Origin of the sequence: Flavobacterium sp., from assembly GCF_024305175.1 — a bacterium.
Classification (GTDB): Bacteria; Bacteroidota; Bacteroidia; order Flavobacteriales; family Flavobacteriaceae; genus Flavobacterium.
The window spans coordinates 1-26,023 of the sequence record NZ_JAMWYY010000024.1 but is presented as its reverse complement, the minus strand read 5'-3'; the positions used below and the strand labels follow the sequence as shown (position 1 = coordinate 26,023).

Here is a 26,023-nt window from a genome sequence, read left to right as displayed (position 1 = left end):
GCTTTTTCAGTTTCTGTATTCCTTATTAGTTGCCTAAAACAACTTTAGGGAAACGTATTATTTTATCACCCAGCTTATATCCTTTCTCTACCACATCTACTATCTTGCCTTTAAGGTCGTCTGCCGGGGCAGGTATTTGTGTTATTGCCTCTGCATAATCTGCATTAAAATCATCTCCTGCCTTAAGCTCTACCTGCTCTAACCCTTTCGATTTTAAGGTATCCCTAAATTTATTATGTATAAGCTCTACCCCTTTTAGCAATGCTTCATCCTCTGTTTTGGCAATTTGTGCCATAGCCCTGTCAAAATCATCAAGTACAGGCAGCAGGGCAAGCAAAACTTCCTGGTTGGCAGTCTTAAAAAGCTCTACACGCTCTTTAGATGTCCTTTTCTTATAATTCTCAAATTCTGCAAACAGGCGTAAAAATTTATCTTTCTCAGCAGCAAGCTCTTCTTTCAGTTTTTCTTCAGGGTTTAGTTCCTCTGCCGAAGGTATAGCCGCTTCGTTTTCATTTTCAATAACTTCCTGCTCTTGCTGTATATTTTCTTTGTTTAAATCTTTGTCTTTATTTTCAGAATTTTCCTGGCTCATATTTCTAAATATTTTCTTGAACATTTACTGTAAAATTGTCTGCTATCGAGAATGCAAAAGTATTGCCAAAAAAAGTAAAATGTCAAATTGTCACAGCCATATTTTGTAACTTTAGGTTCTATAACCCTTTTAGCTTATAATTATGACCGTGAGGCAAATTTACTTACTGCCCTTTATTGTTGTGGCAACCCTTATTTCATGCAAGAAAGAGGCTGATGCACCCGAAGCCGAAATTTCGGAACCTGTAGAGGCAAAAACGATACCACCTGCCTCTAAAAAATATAGTGTAGATACGCTTGCATCTGTAATAGAATGGACAGGCTCTAAGCCTACGGGCACGCACAGCGGTACGTTACACCTGCACAAGGGTACTATATTTATAAAGAATGATTCGCTGGAGAGTGGCAGCTTTATAATTGATATGGCTACTATTACTGTAACCGACCCAAAAGAAGGTAAAGAAAGGATTGACCTTGAAAATCACCTGAAGGGGCTTAAGGAAGGGAATGCCGATCATTTTTTTAATATACAAAAATATCCGACAGGGCAATTTGAGATTACAGGTATAACAATGAAAGACAGCCTTAACATGATTGAGGGCAACCTTACCCTGAAAGACATAACAAAGAACATAACCTTTCCGGCTAAAGTGGCTGTAACACCTGACAGTGTAAAAATTGAAAGTGAGGAGTTTACAATAAACAGGACTTTATGGAATATTAATTATTCGTCTAAAAGTGTTTTTGAAAACCTTGGCGATAAGTATATTAACGATGATATTAAGCTGAAAGTAAACGTAAAAGCGTTGAAGAACAAGTAATCAAATTAAATCATTTATATGAAGGCGATAAAGATAATTATTTCCTTAACGCCTCTTTTACGGCTTTTTCTAACGAAAGGTATTTAAACTGGTAACCTTCACCTATAATTTTACGGGCACTAACATTCTGGCTGCTAAGCAAAATCTGGTGCATTTCGCCTAAAACCGCTTCCAGCATAAACTTAGGGACGTTTGGCATAAAAAATGGCTTATTCAGTACTTTGGCAACCATCTTCATTAGTGTGGCATTGGTTACAGGATAGGGTGCAACAGCATTATAAACGCCATCCAGCTCTTCTTTAAGAATAAAATGGTATATATTAACAAGATCCTGAATGTGTATCCATGACTGCATTTGTTTACCAGTACCCAACGGAGAGCCCATACCTAGCCTAACCGGCTTTGCTATTTCTATAAGCGCCCCCCCGTTACCCGAAAGTACAATGCCTGTCCTTACTTTGGCAACCTTTATATCCAGCCTTTTTATCTGGTCAACAGCCTCTTCCCATTTTTTTACCACATTGCCTAAAAAAGAGTTGTCTACCTCTTCATTTTCTTCAGAATATACTTTATCAGTACTATCAGGATATATACCAATGGCAGAAGCAGATATAAACTGATATACTTTATTAGGCTTGTTTTTAAGGAGGCTGAAAAGAATATTAGTAGAAAGCACACGGCTTTCAAGTATTTCCTGCTTGTATGCATTTGTCCATCTTTTAGATACCGAAGCTCCTGCAAGGTGGATAATTACATCTACATCTTCAATACAGTTTTCATCAATGGTGCCATTATCAGGGTTCCAGTAAAACCCTCTGTACCGTTCTTCATTTTGTATTTTGTCTTCAGATGTTGTAAGATAATTAATATAAGTTCCGTTTTTAAGAAGGAGCGAAACAAGTTCATTGCCCACCAGCCCTGTAGCTCCCGTAACTAACACTCTCATGATTCCAATTTTTAACAAATATATACGTATGCCCTGTACTAAAGCTATAATTAAAAGTTAAATAAGTATACCTTTAACTAATGTTTTACAAAGTTGATGTAAATTATTTGGCTTTAATTGTCCATTCAAATTCCATAACCGATACCGTATCTCCACTCTCATCTTTACCCTCTGCAGTCATCCATAATGTCTGCCCCTCGCCCGTTGCAACAGCCTGCGCAATTGCATGTACTGCCAGTTCGCCCTGATTGCAGGTAAATGTTATTCGCCCTTTAGCTTTTTTAGTAAAGGCTGCTTTATTATTAGCAACCAGCATTGATATCTTTTTGCCACTCCGGTTTATATGATACATCATTAAAGCTCCCGTAGTCAGCTCAGCCGCCATTGCCTGTACTGCAAAATACATAGAGTTAAACGGGTTCTGGTTAAACCATTTATGCCTTACTGTAGCGGTACATGCCTCTCCGTTTATACGCTTAACACGAACACCGCACCAATATGCAGAAGGTAATTTGAAAAATAAAAATGTATTTAATTTTGATGGTGTAAACTGCATAATAGCCTAATTTTAAACGAATATACCCATAATTTTTTTAAACTACACATTATTTAAATTTGTTAAAATTTTGTTAAATATTAGTACTTTGTATTGCATAATACCTTTTTACAAACATATATTTGCATAGAATATTAATAGCTAATAACCTGTACTATGATAACAACAGCCGACAAAAACGCATCTATACTGCTTCAGATAAGCACCTTTACGCAGTATTTCTTTCCATTGGGTAACTATATATTCCCCGTACTAATATGGAGCATGAAAAGAAAAGATTCAGAATTTATAGACAGAAACGGCAGGGCAGCCATAAACTTTCAGCTAAGCCTGCTGGTTTACTTTGTTGGTATATTGCTTATTGCCATACCTGTACTGCTTTATAACATATTTAACAACACCAGCTTTACAATAAACAACTGTAACTGGATTGCAGAAGAGTTTACAGCAGGTAAAATAACTACTATAGTAATTATAAGCGTTGTAATCCTTTTATTATTTGCCGCCCTTAAAGTAATAGAGTTTTGCCTAGTTATTTATGCTGCGGTAAAAAACAGCAACGGCGAAGTATATAAATATCCGCTAACCATAAATTTTATAAAATAATCAGCCAGCGCCCGTAAGGGCAAAATCAATCATCAATCATCAATCATCAATCATCAATCATCAATTAAAAACGGACAGTTTATGAAAACAATGTTAGTAATTGCTGCACTAGCCCTTAGCGGTATGGCAGCCACAGCACAAAAGGCAGAAACAAGAAATGTTACAGGTTTCAATGCCATTAATGTTCAAAACGGTATAGAGGTAGTATATACCCACGGAGATACCGAAAGTGTAAAGGTAGAATGCAGCAGCCAGAACCTGCCTTATGTAGTAACCAGGCTAAAAAGCAACACATTGCACATTAGCCTTGCTAAAAATGATACTGATATTCCCGCAACCGGGCCGGTTAAGGTATATATTACCGATAATGACATGGCAAGTATAGAGGCTTCGGCAGGTGCAATGGTTAGGGTAACTAACGAAATTGATGTGCCGCAGCTTGTACTTGAACTTAAAACGGGTGCCATGTTTAGCGGCAATGTTAACGCTACTGAGAAAATGATATTAAAAGCAAAATCGGGCGCGGCATTTAAAGGCAGTATAGTTACCGGCGAGCTGGTTACCGACATTCGGGGCGGTGCCCATGCCAGGCTACTGGGACATGCAGTAGAAAGTGATATAACCTGTAGCGGCGGAACCCTGATAGCAGGTACTTTTACCTCTGAATCGGCAGATATACACGCTGTAAACATGTCTTCTGTTGCCATTAATGTTAAGCAGAAAGTTAAAGCAAATACCGATAATTCTTCTGCCATAAGCTACTCCGGTACTCCCGAAGAGGTTATTTTAGCAGACAATACCTTTGCAATGAAGAGAAATTAATAATTTGGTACTATATAAGCCATAAATAGTAATAAAGTGAACGACATTAAATATAAAGCCGATGAATATTGAGAACACTAAGGCACAAATGCGAAAAGGGGTACTCGAGTTCTGCATACTTTCTGTACTTAAAGAGAAAGATGCTTATACTTCAGAAATACTCGACACCCTTAAAAACGCAAAGCTGCTTGTTGTAGAGGGTACAGTTTACCCGCTGCTGACAAGACTTAAAAACGACGGATTGCTCAGCTACCGCTGGGAAGAATCTACCTCGGGGCCACCGCGAAAGTATTACGGCCTTACCGATGAAGGAAAAGAATTTTTAAAAGAACTTAGCATAACCTGGACGGAACTATCCGATGCAGTAAATATAATAACCAGCCAAAACGCATAGCCATGAACAAAACAGTCAGTATAAATTTAGGAGGTTTTTTCTTCCATATTGATGAAGATGCCTATCAAAAATTAAATCACTACTTTGATGCTATACGGCGCTCGCTTGCCCCTGACGGTAAAGATGAAATTATGAGCGACATCGAAGGCAGGATTGCAGAACTTTTAAATGAAAAGCTGAAGAATGATAAGCAGGTAGTAAGCATTCGCGAAGTAGAAGAAGTTATTACCATTATGGGCGAGCCGGAAGACTACAGGATAGATGACGAGGGCCCTGCACAAAAAAGTACATCAGGCAGCTACTACAGCACACCCGGATATATACCGCCCCGCACCAAAAAGTTTTACAGGGACGGAGATAAGGCCATGATTGGAGGGGTTTGTGCCGGCCTTGCCCACTACTTCAGGATAGATCCGCTTTGGTTGCGAATAATATTTGTGATATCATTATTTATATCTTTCGGAGCCAGCATATTTATTTACATTTTGCTTTGGGTACTTATACCTAAAGCAATAACAACTACCGAGAAGCTTGAAATGACAGGCGAACCCATAAATATTTCTAACATAGAACGAAAGGTGCGCGAAGAGTTTGAAGCCTTAGGCACAAAATTTCAGAATGTGGATTATGAGAAAATGGGTACCGACGCCAGGCGCGGTGCAGAACGTGTGGGAAACGGATTAGGCAAAGTTTTTACGGCAATATTTAAAGGCTTTGCCAAACTTATAGGTGCATTTATTACCATATTTGCAGCGGTATCTATAATAGGAGTTGTTATAATGTTCTTTATTGCTTTGTTCTCTTCATCGTTACCGGGCCGTTCTATATGGTTTCCGTATGCTGATGGGTTCAACTACACAGGTACACCTATATGGCTTATAGGGCTGCTTGGGCTTTTTGCCATAGCCATACCTTTGTTCGTGCTTTTCCTGTTAGGGTTAAAAATTTTGGTAGAAAATCTTAGGCCAATAGGCACAATAACAAAAACAACCCTGTTGTTATTATGGATAATCTCTATTGCAGGGCTTATTTATGTGGGTGTTGCAGAGAGTAGCGAAATAAGCCACAGGGGTAAAACATTTGAACGTAAAGAGCTTACCGTAGCTACTGCCGATACTCTTAATATTAAGTTTAAATATAACAGCTATTTCAGTAAATCGTGGTATAAAGAAGACGAATTCAGGTTTACGCAGGACATGAACGGTAATAATATAATATATTCTAACAACGTTCACCTGTATATAATGAAAACAGATGAGGCTGTACCCTACCTGCAAATAGAGAAAATATCTTTGGGTAATTCGGCTTCCGAAGCTCGTGAGCGTGCAGGTTTTATAGATTATAATTTTGTTACTGAAGGAAATACATTAATTTTAGATAATTATTTCACAACAGGATCAGAGCACAAATACCGCGGGCAAAAGGTAGAACTGTACCTATACCTGCCGGAAAGCACGGTATTTTACCCGGATGCAAGCGTTAAGGAATATGATGACACCGATAATAACTTTTTCGACCTGTGGTTTGACAGCGAAAATGTTTACCGTATGGAAGAGAACGATGTAAAATGCCTTACCTGCACTGAACAGGCCCATGAAGAAGGAGGTGAAACAGAAGAAAATATTAATCTTAGCGGCGCTTCGGGAAATATAAAAATAAACGGGGAGGAAATTAAGGTTAACCTTAAAGACGATAAAGACAGTCTTAACATCAGCATTTCAGGCACAAAAACTAACAACTAAAATAACAGCCATGATAAAAATGATTGTACAGGTAACTAAATTAATTATTACTGCCATTACAATATTACTTTTTGGGTCGTGCAGTTTTGTACAAAACTCTGTAACAGGTATTCCGGGCAGTGGTAATGTTATAACACAGGACCGCAACATAAACGGCGGCTTTACTTATGTATCATCCGGCAGCGGGCTCGAAGTAACAGTAGAGCAGGCCGATACATTTTCGGTTATTGTTGAAGCAGACGATAATTTACATAACCATATTACCACCGAAGTTAAGAACAACGAGCTAAGCATTCGCTGTGATGTTAACATCCGTAGCGCTAAGCGTAAAAAGGTAATGGTAAAAATGCCTGTTATAGATGGCTTATCGTCTTCATCCGGCTCATCATTAAAAGGTACTGCTACTGTAAAATCAGATAACCTTAACCTGTCCTCAAGCAGTGGCAGCAGCCTCGATGTAAGCATACAGGCGGCAAATGTTATCTGCGAAAGCAGCAGCGGAAGCCACCTGACTGTAAAAGGGGCAGCAAAAAAAGCGGAAACATCTTCGTCAAGCGGGAGCAGCATTGACGCCACAGAGCTATCTGCAGAATATGCAAAAGCAGATGCATCAAGCGGAAGCAGTATACGAATATCCGTTAAAGAATCGTTAGATGCAGAGGCTTCAAGCGGTGGTTCGGTAGTATATAATGGCAATCCTGCACATATTGATAAGCAAACTTCATCGGGCGGAAGCGTATCCCGCAACTGAGAACTTAAACCTGATTAGGTATATTTTAAAAACACCTGCCATGGCAGGTGTTTTTTTATATATTTGCCTTTAGCCAATATACAAAACACACATCCTATGAAAAATGTAATTGTATTGCTTGTAGCAATACTTTGCTGTGGCGTTGCCGTTGCACAAAAAAAGGAAAAGATTAAAGGCTCTAAAACCGTAACCGTTACGCAGCGGGAAATAAATCCGTTTGAAGCGGTTGAAATTGAAGATAATATAGAAGTATTTCTTGTGAAGGGAGATGTGCAGGGGCTGGAAATAGAAGCCGATGATAACCTGCATGAAGTTATCAGTACCGAGTATTACGGTAACACACTGCGCATCACTACAACAAAAGATGTATCTGCTTTTAAAAAATTCAGCATAAGGCTTACTTATACAGGTACGCTTACAACAGTAACTGCAAAGCACGAAGTAGTACTTAATGCGCTTATGGCGCTGGAGCTTGATAACATAACTATTACCAATCTTGACTATTCTAAATCATTTATAAATGTAAAGTCGAAAAATTTTACTTTGAAGATGAATGATAAAGCTAAGGCCGAAGCCAATATTCAGGCCGACAGCACCGTTATTGAATTAAGCAAAAATGCCGACCTGAAAGCACTTGTTGCAACACAATCGGCTAAGATAGATTTATACCAGAAAACCACCGCAAGCATAGAAGGTGATGCTGCCAGGGCGCAAATAAGGCTGGATAATAATGCCGAGCTTACTGCTAAAAAATTTACTGTAAAAGCGCTGGAATTGCTTGCTGAAAGCTATAGTACCTGTAATGTACTGGCATCTGAAACTATTGGCGTATCTGCAACAGGAAAGGCAGAAGTAGAACTATACGGAACTCCTAAAATAGACCTTAAAAAATTTGCTGATAATGCAACCCTATATAAGCGTAACGAAGAGAAACGATTATTTTAAATAAAAAAGCAGCGCCATATGGCGCTGCTTTTTTATTCTATATTGCTGATTAATGGCTCTCAAGCGTGTTTAGGTAACGCTCAGCATCAAGTGCTGCCATACATCCAGATCCGGCTGCTGTAATAGCCTGCCTGTATTCCTTATCCTGAACGTCTCCGCAGGCAAACACACCAGGAAGGTTAGTTTTAGCCGTTTTACCCATAGTAATAAGGTAGCCGGTATCATCCATATCAAGCTGGCCTTTAAAAATATCTGTATTAGGCTTATGCCCTATCGCAACAAATAAACCGGTTATCTTTATTTCCGATTTTTCCTGTGTTTTGTTGTTAACCATCCTTAGCCCTTCAACAACCTGGTCACCTAATACTTCATCAACTTCTGTATTATAAAGTACCTTAAGGTTAGGTGTATTTTCTACCCTGTGCTGCATAGCCTTACTTGCACGCATGTAATCTTTCCTTACAAGCATTGTAACACTTTTGCATATGTTTGCAAGGTAAGTAGCCTCTTCGGCTGCGGTATCGCCCGCACCCACTATGGCTACATCCTGCCCGCGATAAAAGAAACCATCGCAAACAGCACACGCCGATACTCCCCCGCCCCTAAGGCGTTGCTCACTTGGCAAGCCCAGGTATTTAGCCGTTGCACCTGTAGCAATTATAATGGTGTGGGCATGTACTTCTTTATTGCCATCTATAATTACTTTATGCCAGCCACCTTTTTCGCGGCTAAACTCGACAGCAGTAGCCATGCCTATACGTACCTGCGTGCCAAAACGCTCGGCTTGTTTTTGCAGGTGAATCATCATTGTGGGGCCGTCTATCCCATCAGGATAGCCCGGAAAATTGTCAACTTCTGTTGTAGTAGTAAGCTGCCCGCCAGGTTCCATACCAGTATAAAGCACAGGGTTCATATCTGCCCTGGATGCATATATTGCCGCTGTATAACCTGCAGGCCCGGAACCTATAATCAAGCATTTAATTTTCTCTATAGTTGTATCACTCATTGTGTTTAAGCTATTGTTTGTAGTGATGCAAATGTAAGTTTTTAATTAAATAACACCTACCGTTGATTATCAGTTTTGGCTATTTTAAAAATAAATTATACTTATGGCTTTGCAGTAAAAAATTAAGTACTATATTTGCACCCTGTTTATTAACAGCGCGGGGTGTAGCGTAGCCCGGTCATCGCGCCTGGTTTGGGACCAGGAGGTCGCAGGTTCGAATCCTGCCACCCCGACTTTGAAGTCTTTCAGTGGCTTCTGTTGGCCCGCAAATACTCAGTATTTGCGGGCTTTTTCGTTTTATACCCTAAAATGAAAACAGCATTTATATCAATATTTTTGTGAGTAATTAGGTGAGTAAATTTCAATTCAAAAAAATTTACTCACAAAAACAGGGTTAAAAAAATGAATAACAAATTGTTACATAGATTTTTTAACATTTATTACTGCCAAATGTAGCCTCTTGAAGCCGCTCACGATTCGCAAGCATTTTGAATCGGTACTTAATGTAATGTTTAATTTAAACCACATTTGGTATGAAGAGCACAAACACCTTTGGTATCCAGTTCATCATCAGGATTCCAAAAAATGAAAAGGCAACAGAAGCAACTGTCTATGCACGAATTACTGTAAACGGCCGAAGGTCTGAAATTTCACTTAAGAAAAAAATTGATCCAAAATTCTGGGATGAAGCTAAAGGACGGGCTAAAGGAAAAAGGGACGAAAGTGCCGGCCTTAACAACTATATCGAGCGAATCAGGAGTATAATAGCCGACGGCTACCATAACCTTATACAGGAAAGAAAGCCAATTAACGTTGACAGTGTCAAAGCGCTGTTTACAGGCCACGATGAAGATGCCATAACCATTAAGAAACTTTTTGAATACCATAACCAGGAGGCAGCTTATAAGCTCGCACCGGGTACTATGAAGAATTACGCGACGACACAACGCTATATCGGCAAGTTCCTGCGGGACAAATACCACCGCCACGATATACTGCTCTCAGAGCTTACCTACCGCTTTTTACTGGATTTTGAAAGCTATCTCAGGTCGTACGTACCAAAAGACCACCAGCAGCGGCTACACAACAATGGCATAATGAAGCACATTGAGAGGCTCCGTAAGATGGTGAACCTGGCCATTAAGCTCGATTGGCTCGAAAAAGACCCTTTTGCCAATTTTAAAAAACATTTCGATAAGGTAGAGCGCCAGTGCCTGACATCTGAAGAACTCTCGTTGCTTGAAAAAAAGGTATTTAAGATTGAAAGGCTGAAAAACGTTCGGGACATGTTCCTCTTCTGCTGCTATACAGGGCTGGCCTTTATAGACCTTGCCGGCCTGACGCCTGATAATATCGTTACGGGTATTGATGGGGGCTTATGGCTTTACACTAGCCGTGCAAAAACCGATACCAGCGTCCGTGTACCTATTTTGCCGCAGGCAAAGCGAATTATGGATCAGTACAAGGATAACCCCAAAGCGCAATCAAGCGGAACGGTTTTTCCCGTGCTTTCCAACCAAAGGATGAACGGCTATCTTAAAGAGATTGCGGACCTATGCGATATTTCCAAAAAGTTAACATTCCACATAGCCAGGCATACTTTTGCAACTACTGTGACGCTCAGCAATGGCGTACCGATCGAAAGCGTATCAAGGATGCTTGGGCATACCAGCATAAGGACAACACAGATATACGCAAAGGTCCTTGAGAAGAAAGTCAGCGAGGATATGGGCAGGCTTAAAGAGCGCCTATGTGGAAATGAAGCCGATAATTTAGCGATTGCCCAATCTTAAGAATTATGGAACCTACAGCAACAAATCAACTGGCGCAGAGGATCTCTGAGCTACTTACTGAAGCAAGGGGCAGGATTGTCCAGTCGGTAAACCATACAATGGTTTTGACTTATTACGAGATAGGCCGAATGATAGTTCATGAAGAACAAAATGGCAATGAGCGGGCTGATTACGGAAAGCAACTCATAAAAACGCTTTCAATAAAGTTAACGGCAGATTTTGGAAAGGGTTTTTCACAGCGAAATCTGGAGCAGATGCGCCAATTTTACCTTGTATACTCAAAAGCGCAGACACTGTCTGCGGAATTTGAGAGCGATGATAAACCTGTCAGAAAATTTCAATTAAGCTGGTCCCACTATCTAAAATTAATGCGTATTGAAGATGTATACGAAAGGAACTTTTACGAAATCGAATCTTATAAGAACAACTGGAGCCTTAGGGAATTGGAAAGGCAATATAATACGGCGCTTTATACACGTCTGTCGTTGAGCAGAAATGGATCGCAGGTTCGAAGGCTAGCCAAAGAAGGCCAACTATTGCAAAAGCCCCAGGATGCAATAAAGGATCCCTACATTTTAGAATTTATCGGCCTGCCGGAACGATCAACTTACTCTGAAAACGAATTGGAACAGAAGCTTATTGAGAAACTGGAACATTTTATGCTGGAACTTGGAACCGGGTTTACCTTTGTAGCAAGGCAACAACGCATCAGTTTTGATGAGAAGCATTTTAGGATAGACCTTGTGTTCTACAATCGGATCCTCAGGTGCTTTGTACTAATTGACCTAAAAATCGGTGAACTTAAGCATCAGGATATCGGGCAAATGCAGATGTACGTTAATTTCTACGACAGGAGAATGCGGCTTCCTGAGGAAAATAAAACCATAGGTATTATTCTATGTCAGGATAAAAGTGAAGCGGTTGTGGAATTTACCTTGCCTGAAAACAATCAGCGGATATTTGCAAGTAAATATACGACGGTGCTGCCCAGTAAGGAGAGTCTGGCTAAACTTATTAAAAATTAATTACGGATATTATTGCTAAGGTTGAAGTTAAATCGGAGACAGATGTTAAACTTGAAATCTGCGACAATGCTAACAATGTAAAATATTATTAAGCCTTCTCTCCGCAATCAAGAAGGCTTATGCTTAAATATTTTTTAATGTTCTATTGTTGGTAGTATAATACTCTCCAACAACCAAATTACTATTATTAAGTTCTTCTGTAATATATGATGTAGTATATATTACTTGATAACTTTTCGGATCAAAATTCATAAGTCTTTCTATCAATATTTTTTGAAAGTTCTGGGCCCGTTTTTCCTCTATCCCCTTATCTTCCATATTATCGGCAACAATAAATCGTGGATAACGCATTTGTGGAATCGAGAGTGATGCCAAGAATATTGCAAACCTTGCAGTAATCTTCAGGTAGAAATTTGAACTAGCTGAATACTTACCATATTTGCTGCTTAAAAATGCAATATTGTTGGAAAAGTCAACATGAAAGTCATTAGCATTTTTGAATTCGTCTTGCCGGTGAAGATCATTGTTAAGTAAGTAAAGTGCTTCTTGCTTAATCTTCAACTCAATTTTATTTTTAAGCAAATTTTGCTGTTGCTCCGTATGCTTGATGTACGCCTCGATTAGGTCTTTCTCGCGAAGCAATTTATCACGCTTTTCTAGCAAGCCAGCATAATACAGTGCATTTTCTAGAAGCGTACGATATTGAAGAATTTCACCTTCGAGGAACCCTTTTTCCACCGCAAGATTTTCTATCTCTTCCTGCCTACTACTTTTAACATCATTTACTTCTTCATCATACATTTTCTGTAAACCCTGTAACTTACCAATTTCCTTCTTTAACTTTGGTCCCAATATCTCCAAATCTTTTTTAAGTGCTTTTTGAATTGAACCTGATTCGGTAATTTGAAAACTTATTTCCTGTTCCATTCGCCTGCCCTGGGTTATGCCATAACTTGAATCAATAGTTTCTTTACACAGTTTACATTGTGCCTTTTCATCATGGTTATGAGCAATTTTAATTTCAGTTAGGCATTCAGGACAATAATTAATAGTGAAATTATTGAGAAACTCTCTCGTTACTAAAGAATTTTTTAAAGCTTTTAGTTTTTCTTCAAGGGTTGCAATGAAAAAGTCATTATCTGTAATTTCGTGATTTATACGATTATATTGATCCTGTAACTTGTTTATATTTTTTCGTTGCTCTGCAATTTCATTTATTAACTGCTGAAATCGGAACTTGCTTACTTTGATGCCTTTGTTCTTTACCGCACTTTTTAAAGAAATTATCTTGTCCTCTATTTGCGATATCTCACTTTGCGCATTATCAATTTTTGCTTCAATATTTGCGGGATTTAAAAGTAAAGGATCTGAAAAAAAACCTTTTGTTGCTTTAATTTCACTTTTACTTTCATCTATTTCCTTATTAACTTCAATTAATCGTCTTCTGTTTTGGTATAATTCATCATTATAGATGCCTAATAAAAGTTCTGCAGTAGTCTCCCTTGTAATTTGTGAATCAAATTGTTCATAAAGGAAAAGAGAACTTGTTGGAGACTCTTGATCGATATACATTAAACGCAACAATTGGTTAATTGTAATATTACTTTCGCCTCTAACAGTAGGAATATTTAAATTATCAAAAATTACATTTGAAAAACTTTTTACTTCAGGATAGGAATTGTAACCGAATTTTTGCCACTGCTTATCCGGTGGCGGGTTACGTGACTCTTCGTATTCTCCCCAATAAAAATACATAGGTGTTCTTGATTTAACCCTATTGGAATCATCAAAGATTATTTCTCTTTTTAGGGTAATTGTAGCTCCATTCATCTGTGTTTCAGCATACACCTCAGAACATCGTCGCGCTTCAGGCACAAAATCTGTGAAATCACCTCCTAATATGTAAAAGATAAAATTCGTTATTGTAGATTTTCCGCTACTATTGTCACCCCGAATAATATTAACCCCGTGATGAAATTCTTGATCGTAAGCAATTTCACCACTCTTAGCCAGTACTGCCAGTCTATTTATAAATAGCGTGTTATACATCATATCTGCTTACCATCAGCTGTGTTCTATTTTTAAGTCCATCTTCACCGAATAGAGATATATCTGCAAAATACAACGTCATTAACGCAATTACATTCTGCTCGGTGTAACTCATTTGTTCAAATTTATTGCTGTATTCATTCAGTAAGGTCTCAGATATAATTGAAACCCTATTTTGTCTTAGCAATTCTTTGTTTATTATTCCGTAGGATGCAAGGCATTGCAGTGCCGTTATCTGATAAGGACGCAGGCGCTCAAATATCTTTTTGTTATCAAAAACCTGGTTGTACGGATTATCCTTAGATTTAATAAATCGCTTTCTCAACTCTCTAATTTCAGTTTCTTCCCTTTTCAATGAAATCTTATGCACCTGCTCTGGAAAGAGAAAATAAAAATCCCAAATCCTAAGTCTGTCAAGCTCGATATAATCTTCGCGCTTAAAGTGCGTTAAGAATCGTATCATTCTATAGATTGCGTGGTAATAATCAAAGGCTCGATTATAGGTTATCATAGTTAGCCCAGTTTAAGTGGCATTTACCTGTTAAAAAAAATATCATCCCATATATGTCATCAACATTATAGTTTAAAAAGGTATCATCCTGACCATCCTGATTTATAAGGTCAAAAATTGGAATTATTATTTTTTCTCTGACACATTCTTTTATAGCGACTTTGGTGGCGCCCCCTTCAATAAGCGGTTCAATAAAAGTTTCGAAATTCAGGTTGATCATTGCAAATAGTTCAAGATCTATTAACTGCGCCGTCTCGTAAAGTTTATTTTTCTCTAACTTCTTACTATATTGATGTTTTTTGAGTGTCGCCCTTCGTATTTCCGTAGTACTAAAGCCCCCATCAGCAAGCTTATCTGGCATACTCCTTCCATCAAGCTCAGTATTATATCTGTTAAAATCATCTATAAATCCGCTGTACCGAATGTCCTTTTCAACCTCTTCTTTCAATTTTTTGAAACGTTGTCCTAAGCGGCTTGTTTTTGAAAAATCAATATTACCATGCAGTGTATTTACATTAACCTGCCGATCAACGGGACCAGTATTATTTACATCTTGATTCCCCATTTCCATTACATTGTAATATTTCCGGTATTGTGCTGAATGTTTATCTGTTTTTCAACAGTTCCCGAAGAGTTTATATTTTGGATAAAGTTGCCATTAACAATGCTGGATGCGTGCTGGACCGCTTTTAAAAGCTCTTCTGCTAATATAGGGTCATTTTCAAGTTCAACCCTTAGAGTGTCTGTAAATTCTTTCTCATTTTCAATGGCGAAATTTTCAATGTCCGTTTTTCCTTTCTTGGTGAAAGGAAGCTTAATTAAAGTCCATATGTCTTCACCTATTTTTTTTGCCGTTCCTTCCTGCAATTTCTCTAGAAATGGTTTCGACAAAGTATAGGCAGTTAATGCGAGAGTTGCTAAATCCATAATGTTTGATAAGGTTGATTTTAACAAATGTAGAAAAAAATATATTTAAACCTAATAATCGGTTGATTTTACAATATCATTATTAATAAGGGAAACTTTTCCCAAGATAAACCGGTAAAAGGCAGCTAATGTATTGCAGGTAAAGCCAGTGGTAAAAGCAAAAGACTACGGCATAATGGCTTTGCTCGCGCACTCACAAACCCACCCCTGGGACTTATTCCGTTTCCTTTTGTTTTCCCGCTTTACCCGCACTGTTTACCTGCTTTCTTTTTCCGGTTTTCTTTTGGGAAAAAGTTATGCGGAGCGCAAGCGAGGCAGGACTGTAACAGATTGGAGGACTGGCAGAAGATACAAAAACGATTGTATCATTTAAATAAGGACGATTATGACAATTATCGGAAGAGTGACAAGGGATGCGGAAGTGCGCAACCTGTCAAACAACAAAAGTGTAGTGAGTTTTTCGGTAGCCGTGAACCACGACTACAAAGCGAAAAACGGGGAGCGTGTAACCCAAACCGAATATTTCGACTGTGCGTACTGGTTTTCTACAGGCATAGCGCAGTACCTGACCAAGGGCAGCCTTGTAGAGCTTGCAGGGCGTGTGTCTGCCCGTGCGTGGATGGGCAACGATGGGCAGCCTAAAGCGGGGCTGAACTTCAACACCACCGACATTAAACTGCACGGGAGCAGCAAAGCCGAAACGCAGGCAGGACAGCCGCAAACTGAAAAACAGGCGCAGCCTATAAATCAATCCGCAGCAAGCGCAGCACCCGTGTACGAAGCAGAAGTACTAACCAATGGTACTGCCCCTGACGATGACCTCCCATTCTAAAACCGTGTAACCTTTAAATTTTAATATCATGGCACATAATATAAATTTCAATGAGCAGACAGGGCAACACGCATTTATGAGCGTAAAGCAGCCCGCATGGCATGGGCTTGGGCAGATAGTGGAAAACTACCCTACAAGCCGTGAAGCAATAGCCTTTGCAGGCTTGGACTACGAAGTAACCAAAGCCCCTATTTTCGCAAGGGGTGCAGGCGATTTCGACACCTACCCCGTACCCGACCAGTTCGCCACGATGCGCACCGATACCAAAGCCGTGTTTGGCGTGGTAGGCAAGGACTACCAAATCGTGCAAAATAGTGATGCGTTTGCTTTCTTCGATGGCATTGTAGGCGGTGGAGACGGCATATTGTATGAGACCGCAGGCGCACTCGGCAATGGGGAACGCATTTTTATAACCGCAAAGCTGCCCGGCTATATCCGTGTAGGCAGCGGGGACGATGTAACCCAAAAGTATATTTTCCTGACGACCTCCCACGATGGCAGCGGAAGCATTACCGCAGCCTTTACGCCTGTGCGTATCGTGTGCCAAAACACGCTTAACGCTGCGTTGCGCAATGCGACCAATGTAGTACGTATACGCCACACCGCAGGGGCAAAAGAACGCTTGGAACAGGCGCACAAAGTGATGGGCGTTGCCGATACCCTGTCGTTGCAGTTAGAGGGCATCTTTAACCAGTGGGCAAACGTGCGTATTGAAGATAAACAGGTAAAGCAATTGATACAGTTGGCACTCTGCCCGAACAAAGAAACCTACAACCTTTTAAAGAAAGGGGCTACCGAGGAACTTTCGACCATGTACAAAAATGCCTGTGATGCTGCCTTTGAGTATGCAATGGCAGACGATACCCAAACGATGGCAACCACCAAAGGCACCTTGTTTGGCGCATACAATGCTGTTACGGGCTACTACCAAAATGTTCGCAGCTTTAAGACGGGCGAGGACAAACTCAAAAGCATCTGTTTGGGCGGTACTGCGCAGGCACGGGGGCAAAAGGCCTTTGACCTGTGCGGAGACTTTGCCAAAGATGGGGCGGTTGCCCTGCAATTCAATTGATAGTTAACCGCTGCACCGCTTAGCGGTGCAGCATAAAATTCATTGTTATGAGCATATTAGCACAAACCACAGAACGCAAGGCAGTAACCACCCTAAAAAAAGTGCTGCCGATTATGGAAAGGCTTGACCACGTTGCCATGAGCGCAGCCGATGCCTTTGACATTGCAACCGCCCTGAACCTGATTAAAAGGGTAATCGAAAGCAACCCCGAACCGAAACGTAAACACAAAAAATAAAACGTTATGCCAGTTACAAATTTTTTCGCCCATATCGCAGCCATCCCGTTCGAGGGCTGCCTGAACATTACCGTTAAAAAGGACGGGGAACAACTAACTACCGCTGTACTGCTCCAAAATGATGGCTGCGGGGATGCCGCTAAAAACCATATACCGCCCCTGATACTAAAGGGCAGCGCAAAGGAATTGTGTGAGGGCTTTTTTGATGCCATTAGCACACCGCTAACTGAAACCTCCAAACTGCTCGTGAACATGGAGCAGTACCTTAAAGGACAGGAAACCGCCAGGAAAAATGCAGCGATGGAAAAGAAGAAAACCGAAAAGGCGGACAAAGCCGATAAACCTGACAAGCCCACCACGCCCGAAGAAATCAAAGAAATGAAATACAAAGGGATTATGGTGGAAGTCGATAAACTGGAAGCAGCAGGCAAATACAGGGAAGCATGGGTAAAAGTGCCACAGGCTTCAGAGTTCCCGGACAAAACCGAGGAAATCCAAAAGCGCAGGGCAAGCCTGTCGGCTAAATTCAGCAGCCCCGACCTGTTCGCAGCAGGGCAGCCTGCCACAGAAGTAATAGACGTTGAACCTAAAACCGAGCAAGATGCTACAGACCACACTACTGCCGAGGGTATTCCTGATCAAGGACAAGGGCAATGAGTTTGCCCTTACTGACCCCGACCCGAAATGGAGCGTAGAAGCTGTTATGAATTTCTATGCGAATACCTACCCGACACTGACCACTGCAAAGGCGGTAGGGCCTGAAATAACTAACGATACGATACAGTACCGTTTTGAAACCACAATGGGGACTAAAGGATAATTGTAAAACCTAATGTATGGAATATGCAACAAGTAGTAGCGGGGCAGTTACGGCTACCCCAAAACAAAAGGCAAAAGCTGCTGCACAAAAACGCAGGCGAGTTCCTGCTCAACCTGCAGCGCAGGAAAGACACCGCCGAAGTGCTTGCCGACCACCCGAGGTCAGCCCCGCAGGGGCTGCTGCCTATGGTTTTCTGAAAACCCGTTTTCTGCCCCACTACACGGGGCAGGCAGTCGCAGGCGGTAACGGGAAAGACAGTTTTTACCGCAGCTTTGCGTTGCTTTGCAACCATTATGGTATACACCCTGTCGACACCAAAGGGTATGTTTATCCCTATGGCAGGGAGGTTGCCCTGCACGAAGCAGGAAGGCTGCTCAACCAAAAGTACCCGCAGCATATTGAAACGGAAGTGTTGGAAGATAACGGAAATTTCATAGTACAGGCAACTGAAACCTGCTATACGGGCAATACCTTATTTTACATTCCTGTGCTGCCTGTGTATAACATGATGCAGGATAAGAAACACCAAAAAGCAGCACGGTTGCTGCTCTGTACTTTCAGCTACCTATACCACACAGCAAACATTCCTTATTACACAGAAGATAGCTTCCTGTACTGGCAGTATGAAATGGTATCGGAATGGGTAACAGGTGACCCCGAGGACTGGGAACAGAAAGATTACTACGACTATGTAAGCCAGTTACGGGCTGCCCTGCATTACGGGGAAACAATGCTGCGCAGGTTGTGGAATACGGTACACCTTGAACGCTTCGAGGACTGGCTCGAAGCCTTTACACCTTGTGATGATTTGGACATGGAAAGCCACCGCATAGCCCAAAAATTTTACGCCTTGTGGCAGGATTATCCTGAAACCTCAATTTATACGCATGCTGATACAGGATGCCTGCCTGATTTCGAGGATGACGGGTATGATGACTATGAGTGCATCACGATGGAAAAATATATCGGGTTTGTTGCCTGTACTGATGGGTGGCTGTATGACAACGTACAACAGTCGGTTAACGCCTACTTTAACGAAAGCGTGTCAAAACAGGAGCCTGTCCTGAAACGCTATTTTGACGGGCAACCGCAGGAAATCGACAACCTTGATTTTGAATGCCGCCTGTTCCCGCTTTTAAATGAATTGTGCTACCTCTTAAACAGCTATGATTATGGCAACGAACGTACAACTTTACCATCCTAAAGCCGCCCTTGTGGTATTTACCACAAATGGTGTTACTGCCCCGTATATCGAATATTACGAAATGGACGAAGCAGGTTCCCCTGTAAACCCGCACCCGCTTACGGTCAGGGAAGCGCTAAGCCTTGCCAAAGCCCTAGATACCCGTGAGCAGGCAGGCAAGGCTTTCCTGCGCCCCGAGGGCATACTGCCTGATAATGTGCTGCACCTTGACCCGTCCGATAACGGCAGTGTGGTATGGTACACCAAGCCCCAACGGCAAGCACTGTACTTTGCCGAAAGCCTTGGATTGGAAAACGGCACGGTTGCCCTGCCTGCATTGGTGTGGAAAGCCAATAAAAAAGAGCTGCAAATCTTTGCCCTCAACGGTAAAAGCAAGCCCAACGCCGATACACCATTATTCCACGCACCATTCTTTAACCTGTACCAAAAAGGCAACGTGTGTATGGGTAATGTAAACGTTGCCATTAAATCGGCTGCCACCTTAGAGGAATTTATTACCGCATGGCAGGGGTATTTTTTTGAAAGCTATTTTTCGCACCACATCAATGACCACAACCCCGTAGCAGTTAACCTGTTTAACCTTTACAAGGAACTGATGGCAGACCCTGAAAAAAAATTTCCGACCGATACCCTAAAACCTACACCGCTAACCCTTAAAAACCTGTTGTAATGGAAACGAGATTAAAAGCCCACTTTATAGCGCCCGAACTATTAAACCCCACCAACCCTATAACCGTGTGCCTTATCGGGGCAGGCGGTACAGGCTCACAGGTGCTGACGGGCTTGGCACGGATGTCCCACAGCCTGCAACAGTTGGGGCATGCAGGCTTTCAGGTCAGTCTGTGGGATGATGATGTAATTACCGATGCCAACCGTGGCAGGCAGTTATTTGCCGAATGTGAAGTCGGTTTATCCAAAGCCAACGTCTTAATTACACGTACCAACCGTTTTTTTGGCACGGCTTGGAAAGCCATAGAAAAATCGTTTACCACTGATACCGCAACGGGCAGGAACGCACTTTATATTTCCTGTGTGGACAGCGCAGCAGCCCGTTTCGGAATTGCCGAAGTGTTGAACGATTTGGATTTGAGTACGTATTGTTCCGATACGCCCCGCTATTGGATGGATTTCGGTAACAGCAGGGATACAGGACAGGTTGTCCTCTCAACCATTGGCAACATCAAACAACCTTCATCGGATAAGTTCGTGCCTGTGGGCAGCCTGCCACAGGTTACGGCAGAATATGCCGAACTGCTCAGGCAGGGTGACAGCGAAGACCTGCCAAGCTGTTCCCTTGCCGAAGCATTCGAAAAACAGGATTTGTTTATCAACTCCGTACTGGCGCAGATGGGGTGCAGCCTTTTGTGGCAGCTTTTCAGGCAGGGGTTTACCCTTGAGAGGGGGTTCTTCCTGAATTTAGCAAATTTTCGCAGCCAACCGTTAGCGGTTGGCTGATTAGCCCGCACTCCGGCGCAAAAAGGCAATCCCTCCCTTGTGGTCGGGAACGCCTTTTTGCGTTTTAAAGCGGATGCGACCGTCCGGCAACAGCATCGGGATAACCCTGCTGCATTTGCCGCTCGGGCGCGTTTTCTTTTGCCGCTGCTCCACCACCGGGTTTACCTACGCTACTTTTCATATAATTAAAACTAAGAAAAAGAGTTGTGAACGTCTGCAATTGGCTGCTAATTGCCAAATAGTGTACTGTTTCTGCTTATAAAGTATTGCTCTGCACCCTATACATTTGAAGGTATAACCATTAAAAAAATTTAGTATGGCTACACCAATTAATTTTAGGGGATTGAACCATTACGCAACCGGTAATGCAACCCTTCGAAGTGAAAAAGACGGGATGATCCTGGAAGGCTTTAAAAATTCCTTTGACGGGATTACCATTGAGACCAATGGTGCAAAAAAATGGGAACTCACCTTTAATCCGGTGGAGATTAAAAAAGACGATGTCTTTGGCATTTCCTACAATGTCCTGGATGGTTTAAAGAGGGTTAAAACCGTCGCACAATACGCTATAACCTACAGCCCTGATGGTAAATATGCCTATCTGGCGGTTAATAGCCGCCTGGAGGGAGACAAGATTGAACTGGTAGGTATGAAAGATGGCAAAGAAGTAATGAAGGAAGTATATGACAAACCCGAAGATTTGGACTGCAACTGGATAGTTGTGGCTATCTTAGTACTGGCAGCAGTTTCGGTTGTGGCATCCAACGTGGATTATGAAAATGAAAGGACGGTAGTAACCCATCCTAACGGCACGAAGACAGTGACGGTCAGGACCAAGAAATCATTTGGGGGTGGCGGCGTAGTGCAGCCCGTAGCCAAAGCAGCAGGTACCAACCCGGAGCCCGGAAAAGAGGAATTTCCCTTTGATCATCTCTATATAACGTCCGAGAGGTGCTACACTGAAGATTCGGTGGAAGAGTTGGATGGTAATATTTCACAGGTTATATTTACACCTAAAGTCTCAGAACAAATTTTTATTACCGATGAAGTATACACGATGTAACTCACAATTTTACAGCTTACGAGTTTTACCGCTGACTGCAGCCCTTGTAATTGTAACAGGGCTGTGGGGTTGCGGGCAAAAGAACACTACCCTCGAAGAGGGTAATTCTATTTATACAGATGGCAGGCAGTGGACGTACAATGTCACTTTTAGCGATTCCTCGGGTACTGTCCTGAGCAACTGCACACTAAAATTATCGGTCGGAGCTTCCAGTGTATCTTCGGTATTGGCCGGACAGAAAGGGATTACGTATACCTACAGCAACTGCGATTCCGCCCAATCATTCGAAGAAACCACCGGTGTGGACGAAAGTGCGGAAGGAATATTTTTACATCCCCCTAGGCTGGGAGCTTTTGCCTTTACCGAGGTAGTGCCGTTCCCCAGGATTACTTATCCTGCGGAACTGATCACGTCGTCCGAGGTGGAACTGACGGTCCGGAAATCTGCTTTTAAACTGGCTGAGAATAAAACTTTTCAGCATATTATTGAAAGGACTGTAACCGATACCCTTGAATTTAAAGATGCCAGGATCCCGTGCTATGTGATAGAGGGGCGAAATACCAACTATACAAAAGAGATCGGGCAGTATAAATGCAAATATTGGTTCAGCCCGAAATATGGCTTTGTCCGTCTGCTTTATTATAAACCCGATTTTTCTACCGTAGATTTACTTTTGGCAGATACTAATTTCTAGTATAAATAACAGTCGTATGGTAGATCAAATACGATAGGCATTCCTGCAGATGTGCTTGAAAAAATAGTACGGCATTACATTAAAAAGGTTTCGCAGCGTTGCTCAGGGATCACAGTCGGACACCCTGCGCCTGCTTTGACTCTATTTAGCAAAAATTAAAACACTTAAGTTATTTGCTTTATAATGTCTTTAATATTTTACTTGCCTTGTAAAATATAATCTACACTGTTGATTGCAAGCCTACTTCGTTTTTAGTTTTTCAATAATTTTTAAAAGAGCCGCCCTGTTTTTAGATTCGTGGTAAAACTTGGGCAGTTTTTCCAAAAGTGTAAAATGCGAACGGTCTTTGTGTTCACGCAATTTGGCGCCGATGTATTGTTCTAAATACAACAAATGGGCTTCGTTGTAAGCAAAAAAGAAGTCGTTTTTAAAAGGGGCACAATACCAGGTTTCCACATCAAAATAAGCACTAGCATCTGCTTTGTAATTGGCGGTATAGCCCAAATGGGTTAACAAAGTGTCTTTTACATCATGAAAACCACAGTGCGTGCAAGTTAACTTGGCTTTCTTTTCGTCATAGTTTACGGTTGTTACTGCTTTTTTATGGCATTTTGGGCAGGCCACAGTCACTTCTTCTTGGAAGTGAGTGAGACGGAAATTTTGGTCCTGAAAGCGGTTTTGCATTTCTTAATGTATTTTTTTCAAACGCTCTTCTTCCGCTAATTTACAATAATGGTAAATATCATCAACCAATCTGGGTATCCGGATGTTTAAAAATTCCAGGTCTTCTTGATTGGCTGGCTTTTGATCAGGATTGGCTTTTAAGTCGGAATTGTACAAGGCTAGCGTCTGTAAAATGAGTTTGAATTGCCTGTTTATTTCTTTGAAATGCAACTGTCTTCATGGAGGACGGTTTTGAGCCAAACATGAAATTGTTTTTCATATGTTTTCCCCTTCTCTAGGAGTTGCGTAACATCTGTTAGTTGCTGTGCTCCATTCCATTTTTTTAAATTTACAGTACTTCTGATGTCCAGTAAGAAGTTTTTTACTTGATACAGACTATCTATGTCGCTTTTATTTTGGGAGTATGAAGTACTAAATAGGAAAACTATCAAAAAAAGCGTAATATTTTGTTTCATTATTATTCCCTATTGATTTTAAATTCATCTGTATTTAAATCAAATTCAAAAATCATTAGTTTTTGGCTATTATCATTTGGGTCAGGCATCGGAAGAACGTGAAAATAATGTTTCACTTTGTGATTATTATTATTAGCAGAAACTACTACCGGATTATCAAAATAATTTATAAAATTGGTTTCTTCATATCCTAAACCATCAAGGTAGTTTAGTGTCTGTTCTAAAAGAGTTTCCGAAAATTTTAATACAATTTGTTCGGTAATGCAAACAAACTCATTTGAAGCATTTTTTTTAAACTCATAAATCTTAGTTTCTTGATTGGTTTTATAAACTATTGTAACGGAACTTTTTTCTTTATCATTTTTGTTGTAGTTGATATTGAGTTTGCCCAATTCTCCTTCAACTTGCTTCAATGAAGAACCTAACAGGTCTTGAGCGACAAGATTGCCAGCTGTAAAAATAAAAATGACTACTGCTAGGGTTTTAAGTTGATGGATTGTTTTCATTTTGATGTTTATTACTATTATAATGATTTATATTTGATGACGGTTTTATTCTCTTTTAAATTAGTCATACCAATATCCTTTTTCTATTTTATAACCTGCTTTTTTAAAAGCTTTTACCAAATCATCGGCTAAATATTCGTTCTGTTGAAGTGAAACAAAATGTGTGCGAAACAAATCAGTGGTTGTACTTGTTTTGATGTACTTCCCATCGTCATAATATTCTTTTTGGATCAAAATTACTTTATTGGGCTGGGTTTCAAAGAAAATCCCCACATCTTTTATTACAGATGTAATGTCATTTAGCGCTACAATTTGTTGTTCGAAGTAGTGTCCTTTTTCATAAGCAAATTTTTGTTTTGTCGTATAATATAGAGAGTCGTTTTTGATGATAAAAGGTTCGGTAACTACTAAGCTGTCGATATCCATTTTAGACATTCCTATTTCATTTCCAGAACTATCAATTTCTGTGTACACATGTTGGCGCATTTCGTTTTCCTGCTGAATTGTTTTTTGCAGGATTTGTGTGATGATTTTGGTTTTTAACGAATTACCAAAATTGTCTTGCGAATAAATTAAATTTATAGAAAGTAAAAAATAAAAAATAATTAGGTTAGAAATAAACTTCATAAGCAGTAATTAATTGAAGTTATATTAATCTTCAAATGGATCTTTTTCATCAGAATCTAATTCTTTTAGTCGCTCGAACGCTTTGGATAGTTTTTTTAATTCTTTACCATATAAATTTTCCATGGTTCCCATAGGAGTGGCAGAATCGGAATTAAGAGGAAAATAAATGAAGAAATAAGGAGCACTATAATTGTCTGAACTAAAATTTACCCTTGCCATCTCACTTACATTTCCTCCTCTATAAGAATCATCTCGTTTTACAATTTCAATGTTTTGATAATTTGAGAATTTTATTTTGTCATAATGAATTTCTTCTTCTAAATACCTTGTACCTCCTTCATAACTGGAAGAAAAACCATTTGAAGAATACTTAAACATGTATGACTTAGTTGAGTTATCATATGAGAGCAAGAGATTTTTATAAATGGTATAAAATGAAGTTTTTTCACTTCTTGAACCTTTACCAAATGCATAAAGATGATATAAAGGTCTATCGAATCGAATCAACTTGTTGATGTAATCTATAGTTTCTTCTCTCGTTAATTTTATCTTTTTTTCCTCTGCTGGGATTTGACTAAACAAATCATTTTCAGGAGTACATACTTGCCTTAAATGTCTAAAGGCTCTGGCTATTTTTTGAGCATCCGCATCAGTAGCAAAGGTAATGCCATAACCAGAAGAAACATTTAATCCATTAAAGTGAACTAAAAACTTATATGCTCTTATCCCGTCAGGATAATCTACTTTTTGTACTAAGTCAAATATATTAAAATTAATACTGAATTTATTGTCATCAAATTTTTGATCAGTGAATAATTCAATTCTTCCAGTTTTGTCAATCTTTACATCTTTTAGCACATATCCTTTTACTCTACTATATGGATCTAAAG

General features: G+C 40.4%; 31 protein-coding genes and 1 tRNA gene. 20 read left to right on the top strand and 12 right to left on the bottom strand.

Annotated features, from left to right (window positions below; all coding sequences use genetic code 11):
• Positions 1 to 25 precede the first annotated feature (25 nt).
• Positions 26 to 616 carry a nucleotide exchange factor GrpE gene (locus tag Q0K96_RS07850; RefSeq protein WP_297333454.1) on the bottom strand — a complete coding sequence of 197 codons (591 nt, stop codon included), beginning with the start codon at positions 614 to 616 and terminating at the stop codon, positions 26 to 28.
• A 118-nt stretch (positions 617 to 734) separates the two neighbouring features.
• Between Q0K96_RS07850 and Q0K96_RS07845 the strand changes: the two genes are divergently transcribed.
• A complete protein-coding gene (locus Q0K96_RS07845; protein WP_297333453.1) occupies positions 735 to 1,412 on the top strand; it encodes a YceI family protein in 678 nt (225 codons plus the stop codon).
• Between the two features lie 37 nt (positions 1,413 to 1,449).
• On the opposite strand, the gene Q0K96_RS07840 is transcribed toward Q0K96_RS07845, so the two are convergent.
• Both Q0K96_RS07840 and Q0K96_RS07835 read right to left on the bottom strand, forming a co-directional pair.
• The gene (locus Q0K96_RS07840; protein ID WP_297333452.1) at positions 1,450 to 2,358 is read right to left on the bottom strand and encodes a TIGR01777 family oxidoreductase; all 909 of its coding nucleotides are present in this window, start codon (positions 2,356 to 2,358) and stop codon (positions 1,450 to 1,452) included.
• 103 nt (positions 2,359 to 2,461) lie between these two features.
• Positions 2,462 to 2,914: a DUF4442 domain-containing protein gene (locus tag Q0K96_RS07835; protein WP_297333451.1), complete on the bottom strand. Its 453-nt coding sequence runs from the start codon at positions 2,912 to 2,914 to the stop codon at positions 2,462 to 2,464.
• Between the two features lie 156 nt (positions 2,915 to 3,070).
• On the opposite strand from Q0K96_RS07835, the gene Q0K96_RS07830 reads away from it, so the two are divergent.
• From Q0K96_RS07830 to Q0K96_RS07805, 6 genes are all read left to right on the top strand, one after another.
• Positions 3,071 to 3,520 carry a DUF4870 domain-containing protein gene (locus Q0K96_RS07830; RefSeq protein ID WP_297333450.1) on the top strand — a complete coding sequence of 150 codons (450 nt, stop codon included), beginning with the start codon at positions 3,071 to 3,073 and terminating at the stop codon, positions 3,518 to 3,520.
• A gap of 81 nt (positions 3,521 to 3,601) precedes the next feature.
• Positions 3,602 to 4,342, top strand: a complete 741-nt coding sequence (locus Q0K96_RS07825; RefSeq protein ID WP_297333449.1) for a DUF2807 domain-containing protein — start codon at positions 3,602 to 3,604, stop codon at positions 4,340 to 4,342.
• Between the two features lie 61 nt (positions 4,343 to 4,403).
• A complete protein-coding gene (locus Q0K96_RS07820; RefSeq protein WP_223052357.1) occupies positions 4,404 to 4,736 on the top strand; it encodes a PadR family transcriptional regulator in 333 nt (110 codons plus the stop codon).
• 2 nt (positions 4,737 to 4,738) lie between these two features.
• Positions 4,739 to 6,478: a PspC domain-containing protein gene (locus Q0K96_RS07815; protein ID WP_297333448.1), complete on the top strand. Its 1,740-nt coding sequence runs from the start codon at positions 4,739 to 4,741 to the stop codon at positions 6,476 to 6,478.
• Positions 6,479 to 6,488: 10 nt separating this feature from the next.
• Entirely contained in the window at positions 6,489 to 7,229 is a 741-nt protein-coding gene (locus Q0K96_RS07810; protein WP_297333447.1) for a head GIN domain-containing protein, read from the top strand.
• A gap of 96 nt (positions 7,230 to 7,325) precedes the next feature.
• Positions 7,326 to 8,174, top strand: a complete 849-nt coding sequence (locus tag Q0K96_RS07805) for a DUF2807 domain-containing protein (protein WP_297333446.1) — start codon at positions 7,326 to 7,328, stop codon at positions 8,172 to 8,174.
• 49 nt (positions 8,175 to 8,223) lie between these two features.
• Here the strand turns inward: Q0K96_RS07805 and trxB are convergent, their stop codons facing one another.
• Positions 8,224 to 9,180: a thioredoxin-disulfide reductase gene (trxB, locus tag Q0K96_RS07800; protein WP_297333445.1), complete on the bottom strand. Its 957-nt coding sequence runs from the start codon at positions 9,178 to 9,180 to the stop codon at positions 8,224 to 8,226.
• 158 nt (positions 9,181 to 9,338) lie between these two features.
• On the opposite strand from trxB, the gene Q0K96_RS07795 reads away from it, so the two are divergent.
• The 3 genes from Q0K96_RS07795 (at position 9,339) to Q0K96_RS07785 (ending at position 11,998) form a co-directional block, all read left to right on the top strand.
• A tRNA-Pro gene (locus Q0K96_RS07795) sits at positions 9,339 to 9,413 on the top strand.
• Between the two features lie 300 nt (positions 9,414 to 9,713).
• On the top strand, positions 9,714 to 10,973 hold the full coding sequence (locus Q0K96_RS07790; RefSeq protein ID WP_297333444.1) for a site-specific integrase: 1,260 nt from the start codon (positions 9,714 to 9,716) through the stop codon (positions 10,971 to 10,973).
• A 5-nt stretch (positions 10,974 to 10,978) separates the two neighbouring features.
• On the top strand, positions 10,979 to 11,998 hold the full coding sequence (locus Q0K96_RS07785) for a PDDEXK nuclease domain-containing protein (RefSeq protein WP_297333443.1): 1,020 nt from the start codon (positions 10,979 to 10,981) through the stop codon (positions 11,996 to 11,998).
• 123 nt (positions 11,999 to 12,121) lie between these two features.
• Here the strand turns inward: Q0K96_RS07785 and Q0K96_RS07780 are convergent, their stop codons facing one another.
• From Q0K96_RS07780 to Q0K96_RS07765, 4 genes are read right to left on the bottom strand one after another with little or no spacing between them, the layout of a single operon-like run.
• A complete protein-coding gene (locus tag Q0K96_RS07780) occupies positions 12,122 to 14,050 on the bottom strand; it encodes an AAA family ATPase (protein ID WP_297333442.1) in 1,929 nt (642 codons plus the stop codon).
• Positions 14,040 to 14,558, bottom strand: coding sequence for an ABC-three component system middle component 5 (locus tag Q0K96_RS07775; protein WP_297333441.1), 519 nt, complete (start codon positions 14,556 to 14,558; stop codon positions 14,040 to 14,042). The genes Q0K96_RS07780 and Q0K96_RS07775 overlap by 11 nt, the downstream gene beginning before the upstream one ends.
• Entirely contained in the window at positions 14,545 to 15,129 is a 585-nt protein-coding gene (locus Q0K96_RS07770; RefSeq protein WP_297333440.1) for an ABC-three component system protein, read from the bottom strand. Before Q0K96_RS07770 ends, Q0K96_RS07775 begins: the two co-directional genes overlap by 14 nt.
• Entirely contained in the window at positions 15,129 to 15,485 is a 357-nt protein-coding gene (locus Q0K96_RS07765; RefSeq protein ID WP_297333439.1) for a hypothetical protein, read from the bottom strand. The genes Q0K96_RS07770 and Q0K96_RS07765 overlap by 1 nt, the downstream gene beginning before the upstream one ends.
• 385 nt (positions 15,486 to 15,870) lie before the next feature.
• On the opposite strand from Q0K96_RS07765, the gene ssb reads away from it, so the two are divergent.
• The 10 genes from ssb (at position 15,871) to Q0K96_RS07715 (ending at position 22,861) form a co-directional block, all read left to right on the top strand.
• A complete protein-coding gene (gene ssb, locus Q0K96_RS07760) occupies positions 15,871 to 16,317 on the top strand; it encodes a single-stranded DNA-binding protein (protein ID WP_297333438.1) in 447 nt (148 codons plus the stop codon).
• A gap of 28 nt (positions 16,318 to 16,345) precedes the next feature.
• Positions 16,346 to 17,389: a DUF932 domain-containing protein gene (locus Q0K96_RS07755; RefSeq protein ID WP_297333437.1), complete on the top strand. Its 1,044-nt coding sequence runs from the start codon at positions 16,346 to 16,348 to the stop codon at positions 17,387 to 17,389.
• Between the two features lie 47 nt (positions 17,390 to 17,436).
• Positions 17,437 to 17,625, top strand: a complete 189-nt coding sequence (locus Q0K96_RS07750) for a hypothetical protein (RefSeq protein WP_297333436.1) — start codon at positions 17,437 to 17,439, stop codon at positions 17,623 to 17,625.
• Positions 17,626 to 17,631: 6 nt separating this feature from the next.
• The gene (locus Q0K96_RS07745) at positions 17,632 to 18,282 is read left to right on the top strand and encodes a prtrc system protein e (protein ID WP_297333435.1); all 651 of its coding nucleotides are present in this window, start codon (positions 17,632 to 17,634) and stop codon (positions 18,280 to 18,282) included.
• Positions 18,227 to 18,445 (top strand): PRTRC system protein C, encoded by a 219-nt coding sequence (locus Q0K96_RS07740; RefSeq protein ID WP_297333434.1) that lies wholly within the window; start codon positions 18,227 to 18,229, stop codon positions 18,443 to 18,445. Before Q0K96_RS07745 ends, Q0K96_RS07740 begins: the two co-directional genes overlap by 56 nt.
• A gap of 16 nt (positions 18,446 to 18,461) precedes the next feature.
• Positions 18,462 to 19,649: a hypothetical protein gene (locus tag Q0K96_RS07735; RefSeq protein WP_297333433.1), complete on the top strand. Its 1,188-nt coding sequence runs from the start codon at positions 18,462 to 18,464 to the stop codon at positions 19,647 to 19,649.
• Positions 19,618 to 20,319 (top strand): PRTRC system protein B, encoded by a 702-nt coding sequence (locus tag Q0K96_RS07730; RefSeq protein ID WP_297333432.1) that lies wholly within the window; start codon positions 19,618 to 19,620, stop codon positions 20,317 to 20,319. The genes Q0K96_RS07735 and Q0K96_RS07730 overlap by 32 nt, the downstream gene beginning before the upstream one ends.
• Positions 20,319 to 21,104 (top strand): PRTRC system ThiF family protein, encoded by a 786-nt coding sequence (locus Q0K96_RS07725; RefSeq protein WP_297333431.1) that lies wholly within the window; start codon positions 20,319 to 20,321, stop codon positions 21,102 to 21,104. Before Q0K96_RS07730 ends, Q0K96_RS07725 begins: the two co-directional genes overlap by 1 nt.
• A 316-nt stretch (positions 21,105 to 21,420) precedes the next feature.
• On the top strand, positions 21,421 to 22,167 hold the full coding sequence (locus Q0K96_RS07720) for a hypothetical protein (RefSeq protein ID WP_159801794.1): 747 nt from the start codon (positions 21,421 to 21,423) through the stop codon (positions 22,165 to 22,167).
• On the top strand, positions 22,148 to 22,861 hold the full coding sequence (locus Q0K96_RS07715) for a hypothetical protein (RefSeq protein WP_297333430.1): 714 nt from the start codon (positions 22,148 to 22,150) through the stop codon (positions 22,859 to 22,861). The genes Q0K96_RS07720 and Q0K96_RS07715 overlap by 20 nt, the downstream gene beginning before the upstream one ends.
• 240 nt (positions 22,862 to 23,101) lie before the next feature.
• On the opposite strand, the gene Q0K96_RS07710 is transcribed toward Q0K96_RS07715, so the two are convergent.
• From Q0K96_RS07710 to Q0K96_RS07695, 4 genes are all read right to left on the bottom strand, one after another.
• Positions 23,102 to 23,545, bottom strand: a complete 444-nt coding sequence (locus Q0K96_RS07710; protein WP_297333429.1) for a hypothetical protein — start codon at positions 23,543 to 23,545, stop codon at positions 23,102 to 23,104.
• Positions 23,546 to 24,002: 457 nt separating this feature from the next.
• Positions 24,003 to 24,506: a hypothetical protein gene (locus Q0K96_RS07705; RefSeq protein WP_297333428.1), complete on the bottom strand. Its 504-nt coding sequence runs from the start codon at positions 24,504 to 24,506 to the stop codon at positions 24,003 to 24,005.
• Positions 24,507 to 24,566: 60 nt separating this feature from the next.
• Positions 24,567 to 25,133, bottom strand: a complete 567-nt coding sequence (locus tag Q0K96_RS07700) for a hypothetical protein (RefSeq protein ID WP_297333427.1) — start codon at positions 25,131 to 25,133, stop codon at positions 24,567 to 24,569.
• Positions 25,134 to 25,157: 24 nt separating this feature from the next.
• A partial coding sequence (locus Q0K96_RS07695) for a hypothetical protein (protein ID WP_297333426.1) occupies positions 25,158 to 26,023 on the bottom strand: 866 nt, incomplete at its 5' end.

Excerpts from the sequence above, each read along its gene's own strand:
- Q0K96_RS07820 (WP_223052357.1), top strand. The coding sequence starts at position 4,404 with ATGAATATTGAGAACACTAAGGCACAAATGCGAAAAGGGGTACTCGAG.
- Q0K96_RS07825 (WP_297333449.1), top strand. The coding sequence starts at position 3,602 with ATGAAAACAATGTTAGTAATTGCTGCACTAGCCCTTAGCGGTATGGCA.
- Q0K96_RS07730 (WP_297333432.1), top strand. The coding sequence starts at position 19,618 with ATGGCAACGAACGTACAACTTTACCATCCTAAAGCCGCCCTTGTGGTA.
- Q0K96_RS07755 (WP_297333437.1), top strand. The coding sequence starts at position 16,346 with ATGGCACATAATATAAATTTCAATGAGCAGACAGGGCAACACGCATTT.
- Q0K96_RS07740 (WP_297333434.1), top strand. The coding sequence starts at position 18,227 with ATGCTACAGACCACACTACTGCCGAGGGTATTCCTGATCAAGGACAAG.
- Q0K96_RS07840 (WP_297333452.1), bottom strand. The coding sequence starts at position 2,358 with ATGAGAGTGTTAGTTACGGGAGCTACAGGGCTGGTGGGCAATGAACTT.
- Q0K96_RS07710 (WP_297333429.1), bottom strand. The coding sequence starts at position 23,545 with ATGCAAAACCGCTTTCAGGACCAAAATTTCCGTCTCACTCACTTCCAA.
- Q0K96_RS07750 (WP_297333436.1), top strand. The coding sequence starts at position 17,437 with ATGAGCATATTAGCACAAACCACAGAACGCAAGGCAGTAACCACCCTA.
- Q0K96_RS07700 (WP_297333427.1), bottom strand. The coding sequence starts at position 25,133 with ATGAAGTTTATTTCTAACCTAATTATTTTTTATTTTTTACTTTCTATA.
- Q0K96_RS07785 (WP_297333443.1), top strand. The coding sequence starts at position 10,979 with ATGGAACCTACAGCAACAAATCAACTGGCGCAGAGGATCTCTGAGCTA.
- Q0K96_RS07765 (WP_297333439.1), bottom strand. The coding sequence starts at position 15,485 with ATGGATTTAGCAACTCTCGCATTAACTGCCTATACTTTGTCGAAACCA.
- Q0K96_RS07725 (WP_297333431.1), top strand. The coding sequence starts at position 20,319 with ATGGAAACGAGATTAAAAGCCCACTTTATAGCGCCCGAACTATTAAAC.
- trxB (WP_297333445.1), bottom strand. The coding sequence starts at position 9,180 with ATGAGTGATACAACTATAGAGAAAATTAAATGCTTGATTATAGGTTCC.
- Q0K96_RS07735 (WP_297333433.1), top strand. The coding sequence starts at position 18,462 with ATGGAATATGCAACAAGTAGTAGCGGGGCAGTTACGGCTACCCCAAAA.
- ssb (WP_297333438.1), top strand. The coding sequence starts at position 15,871 with ATGACAATTATCGGAAGAGTGACAAGGGATGCGGAAGTGCGCAACCTG.
- Q0K96_RS07845 (WP_297333453.1), top strand. The coding sequence starts at position 735 with ATGACCGTGAGGCAAATTTACTTACTGCCCTTTATTGTTGTGGCAACC.
- Q0K96_RS07780 (WP_297333442.1), bottom strand. The coding sequence starts at position 14,050 with ATGATGTATAACACGCTATTTATAAATAGACTGGCAGTACTGGCTAAG.
- Q0K96_RS07720 (WP_159801794.1), top strand. The coding sequence starts at position 21,421 with ATGGCTACACCAATTAATTTTAGGGGATTGAACCATTACGCAACCGGT.
- Q0K96_RS07705 (WP_297333428.1), bottom strand. The coding sequence starts at position 24,506 with ATGAAAACAATCCATCAACTTAAAACCCTAGCAGTAGTCATTTTTATT.
- Q0K96_RS07805 (WP_297333446.1), top strand. The coding sequence starts at position 7,326 with ATGAAAAATGTAATTGTATTGCTTGTAGCAATACTTTGCTGTGGCGTT.
- Q0K96_RS07775 (WP_297333441.1), bottom strand. The coding sequence starts at position 14,558 with ATGATAACCTATAATCGAGCCTTTGATTATTACCACGCAATCTATAGA.
- Q0K96_RS07850 (WP_297333454.1), bottom strand. The coding sequence starts at position 616 with ATGTTCAAGAAAATATTTAGAAATATGAGCCAGGAAAATTCTGAAAAT.
- Q0K96_RS07835 (WP_297333451.1), bottom strand. The coding sequence starts at position 2,914 with ATGCAGTTTACACCATCAAAATTAAATACATTTTTATTTTTCAAATTA.
- Q0K96_RS07745 (WP_297333435.1), top strand. The coding sequence starts at position 17,632 with ATGCCAGTTACAAATTTTTTCGCCCATATCGCAGCCATCCCGTTCGAG.
- Q0K96_RS07810 (WP_297333447.1), top strand. The coding sequence starts at position 6,489 with ATGATAAAAATGATTGTACAGGTAACTAAATTAATTATTACTGCCATT.
- Q0K96_RS07715 (WP_297333430.1), top strand. The coding sequence starts at position 22,148 with ATGAAGTATACACGATGTAACTCACAATTTTACAGCTTACGAGTTTTA.
- Q0K96_RS07770 (WP_297333440.1), bottom strand. The coding sequence starts at position 15,129 with ATGGAAATGGGGAATCAAGATGTAAATAATACTGGTCCCGTTGATCGG.
- Q0K96_RS07830 (WP_297333450.1), top strand. The coding sequence starts at position 3,071 with ATGATAACAACAGCCGACAAAAACGCATCTATACTGCTTCAGATAAGC.
- Q0K96_RS07815 (WP_297333448.1), top strand. The coding sequence starts at position 4,739 with ATGAACAAAACAGTCAGTATAAATTTAGGAGGTTTTTTCTTCCATATT.
- Q0K96_RS07790 (WP_297333444.1), top strand. The coding sequence starts at position 9,714 with ATGAAGAGCACAAACACCTTTGGTATCCAGTTCATCATCAGGATTCCA.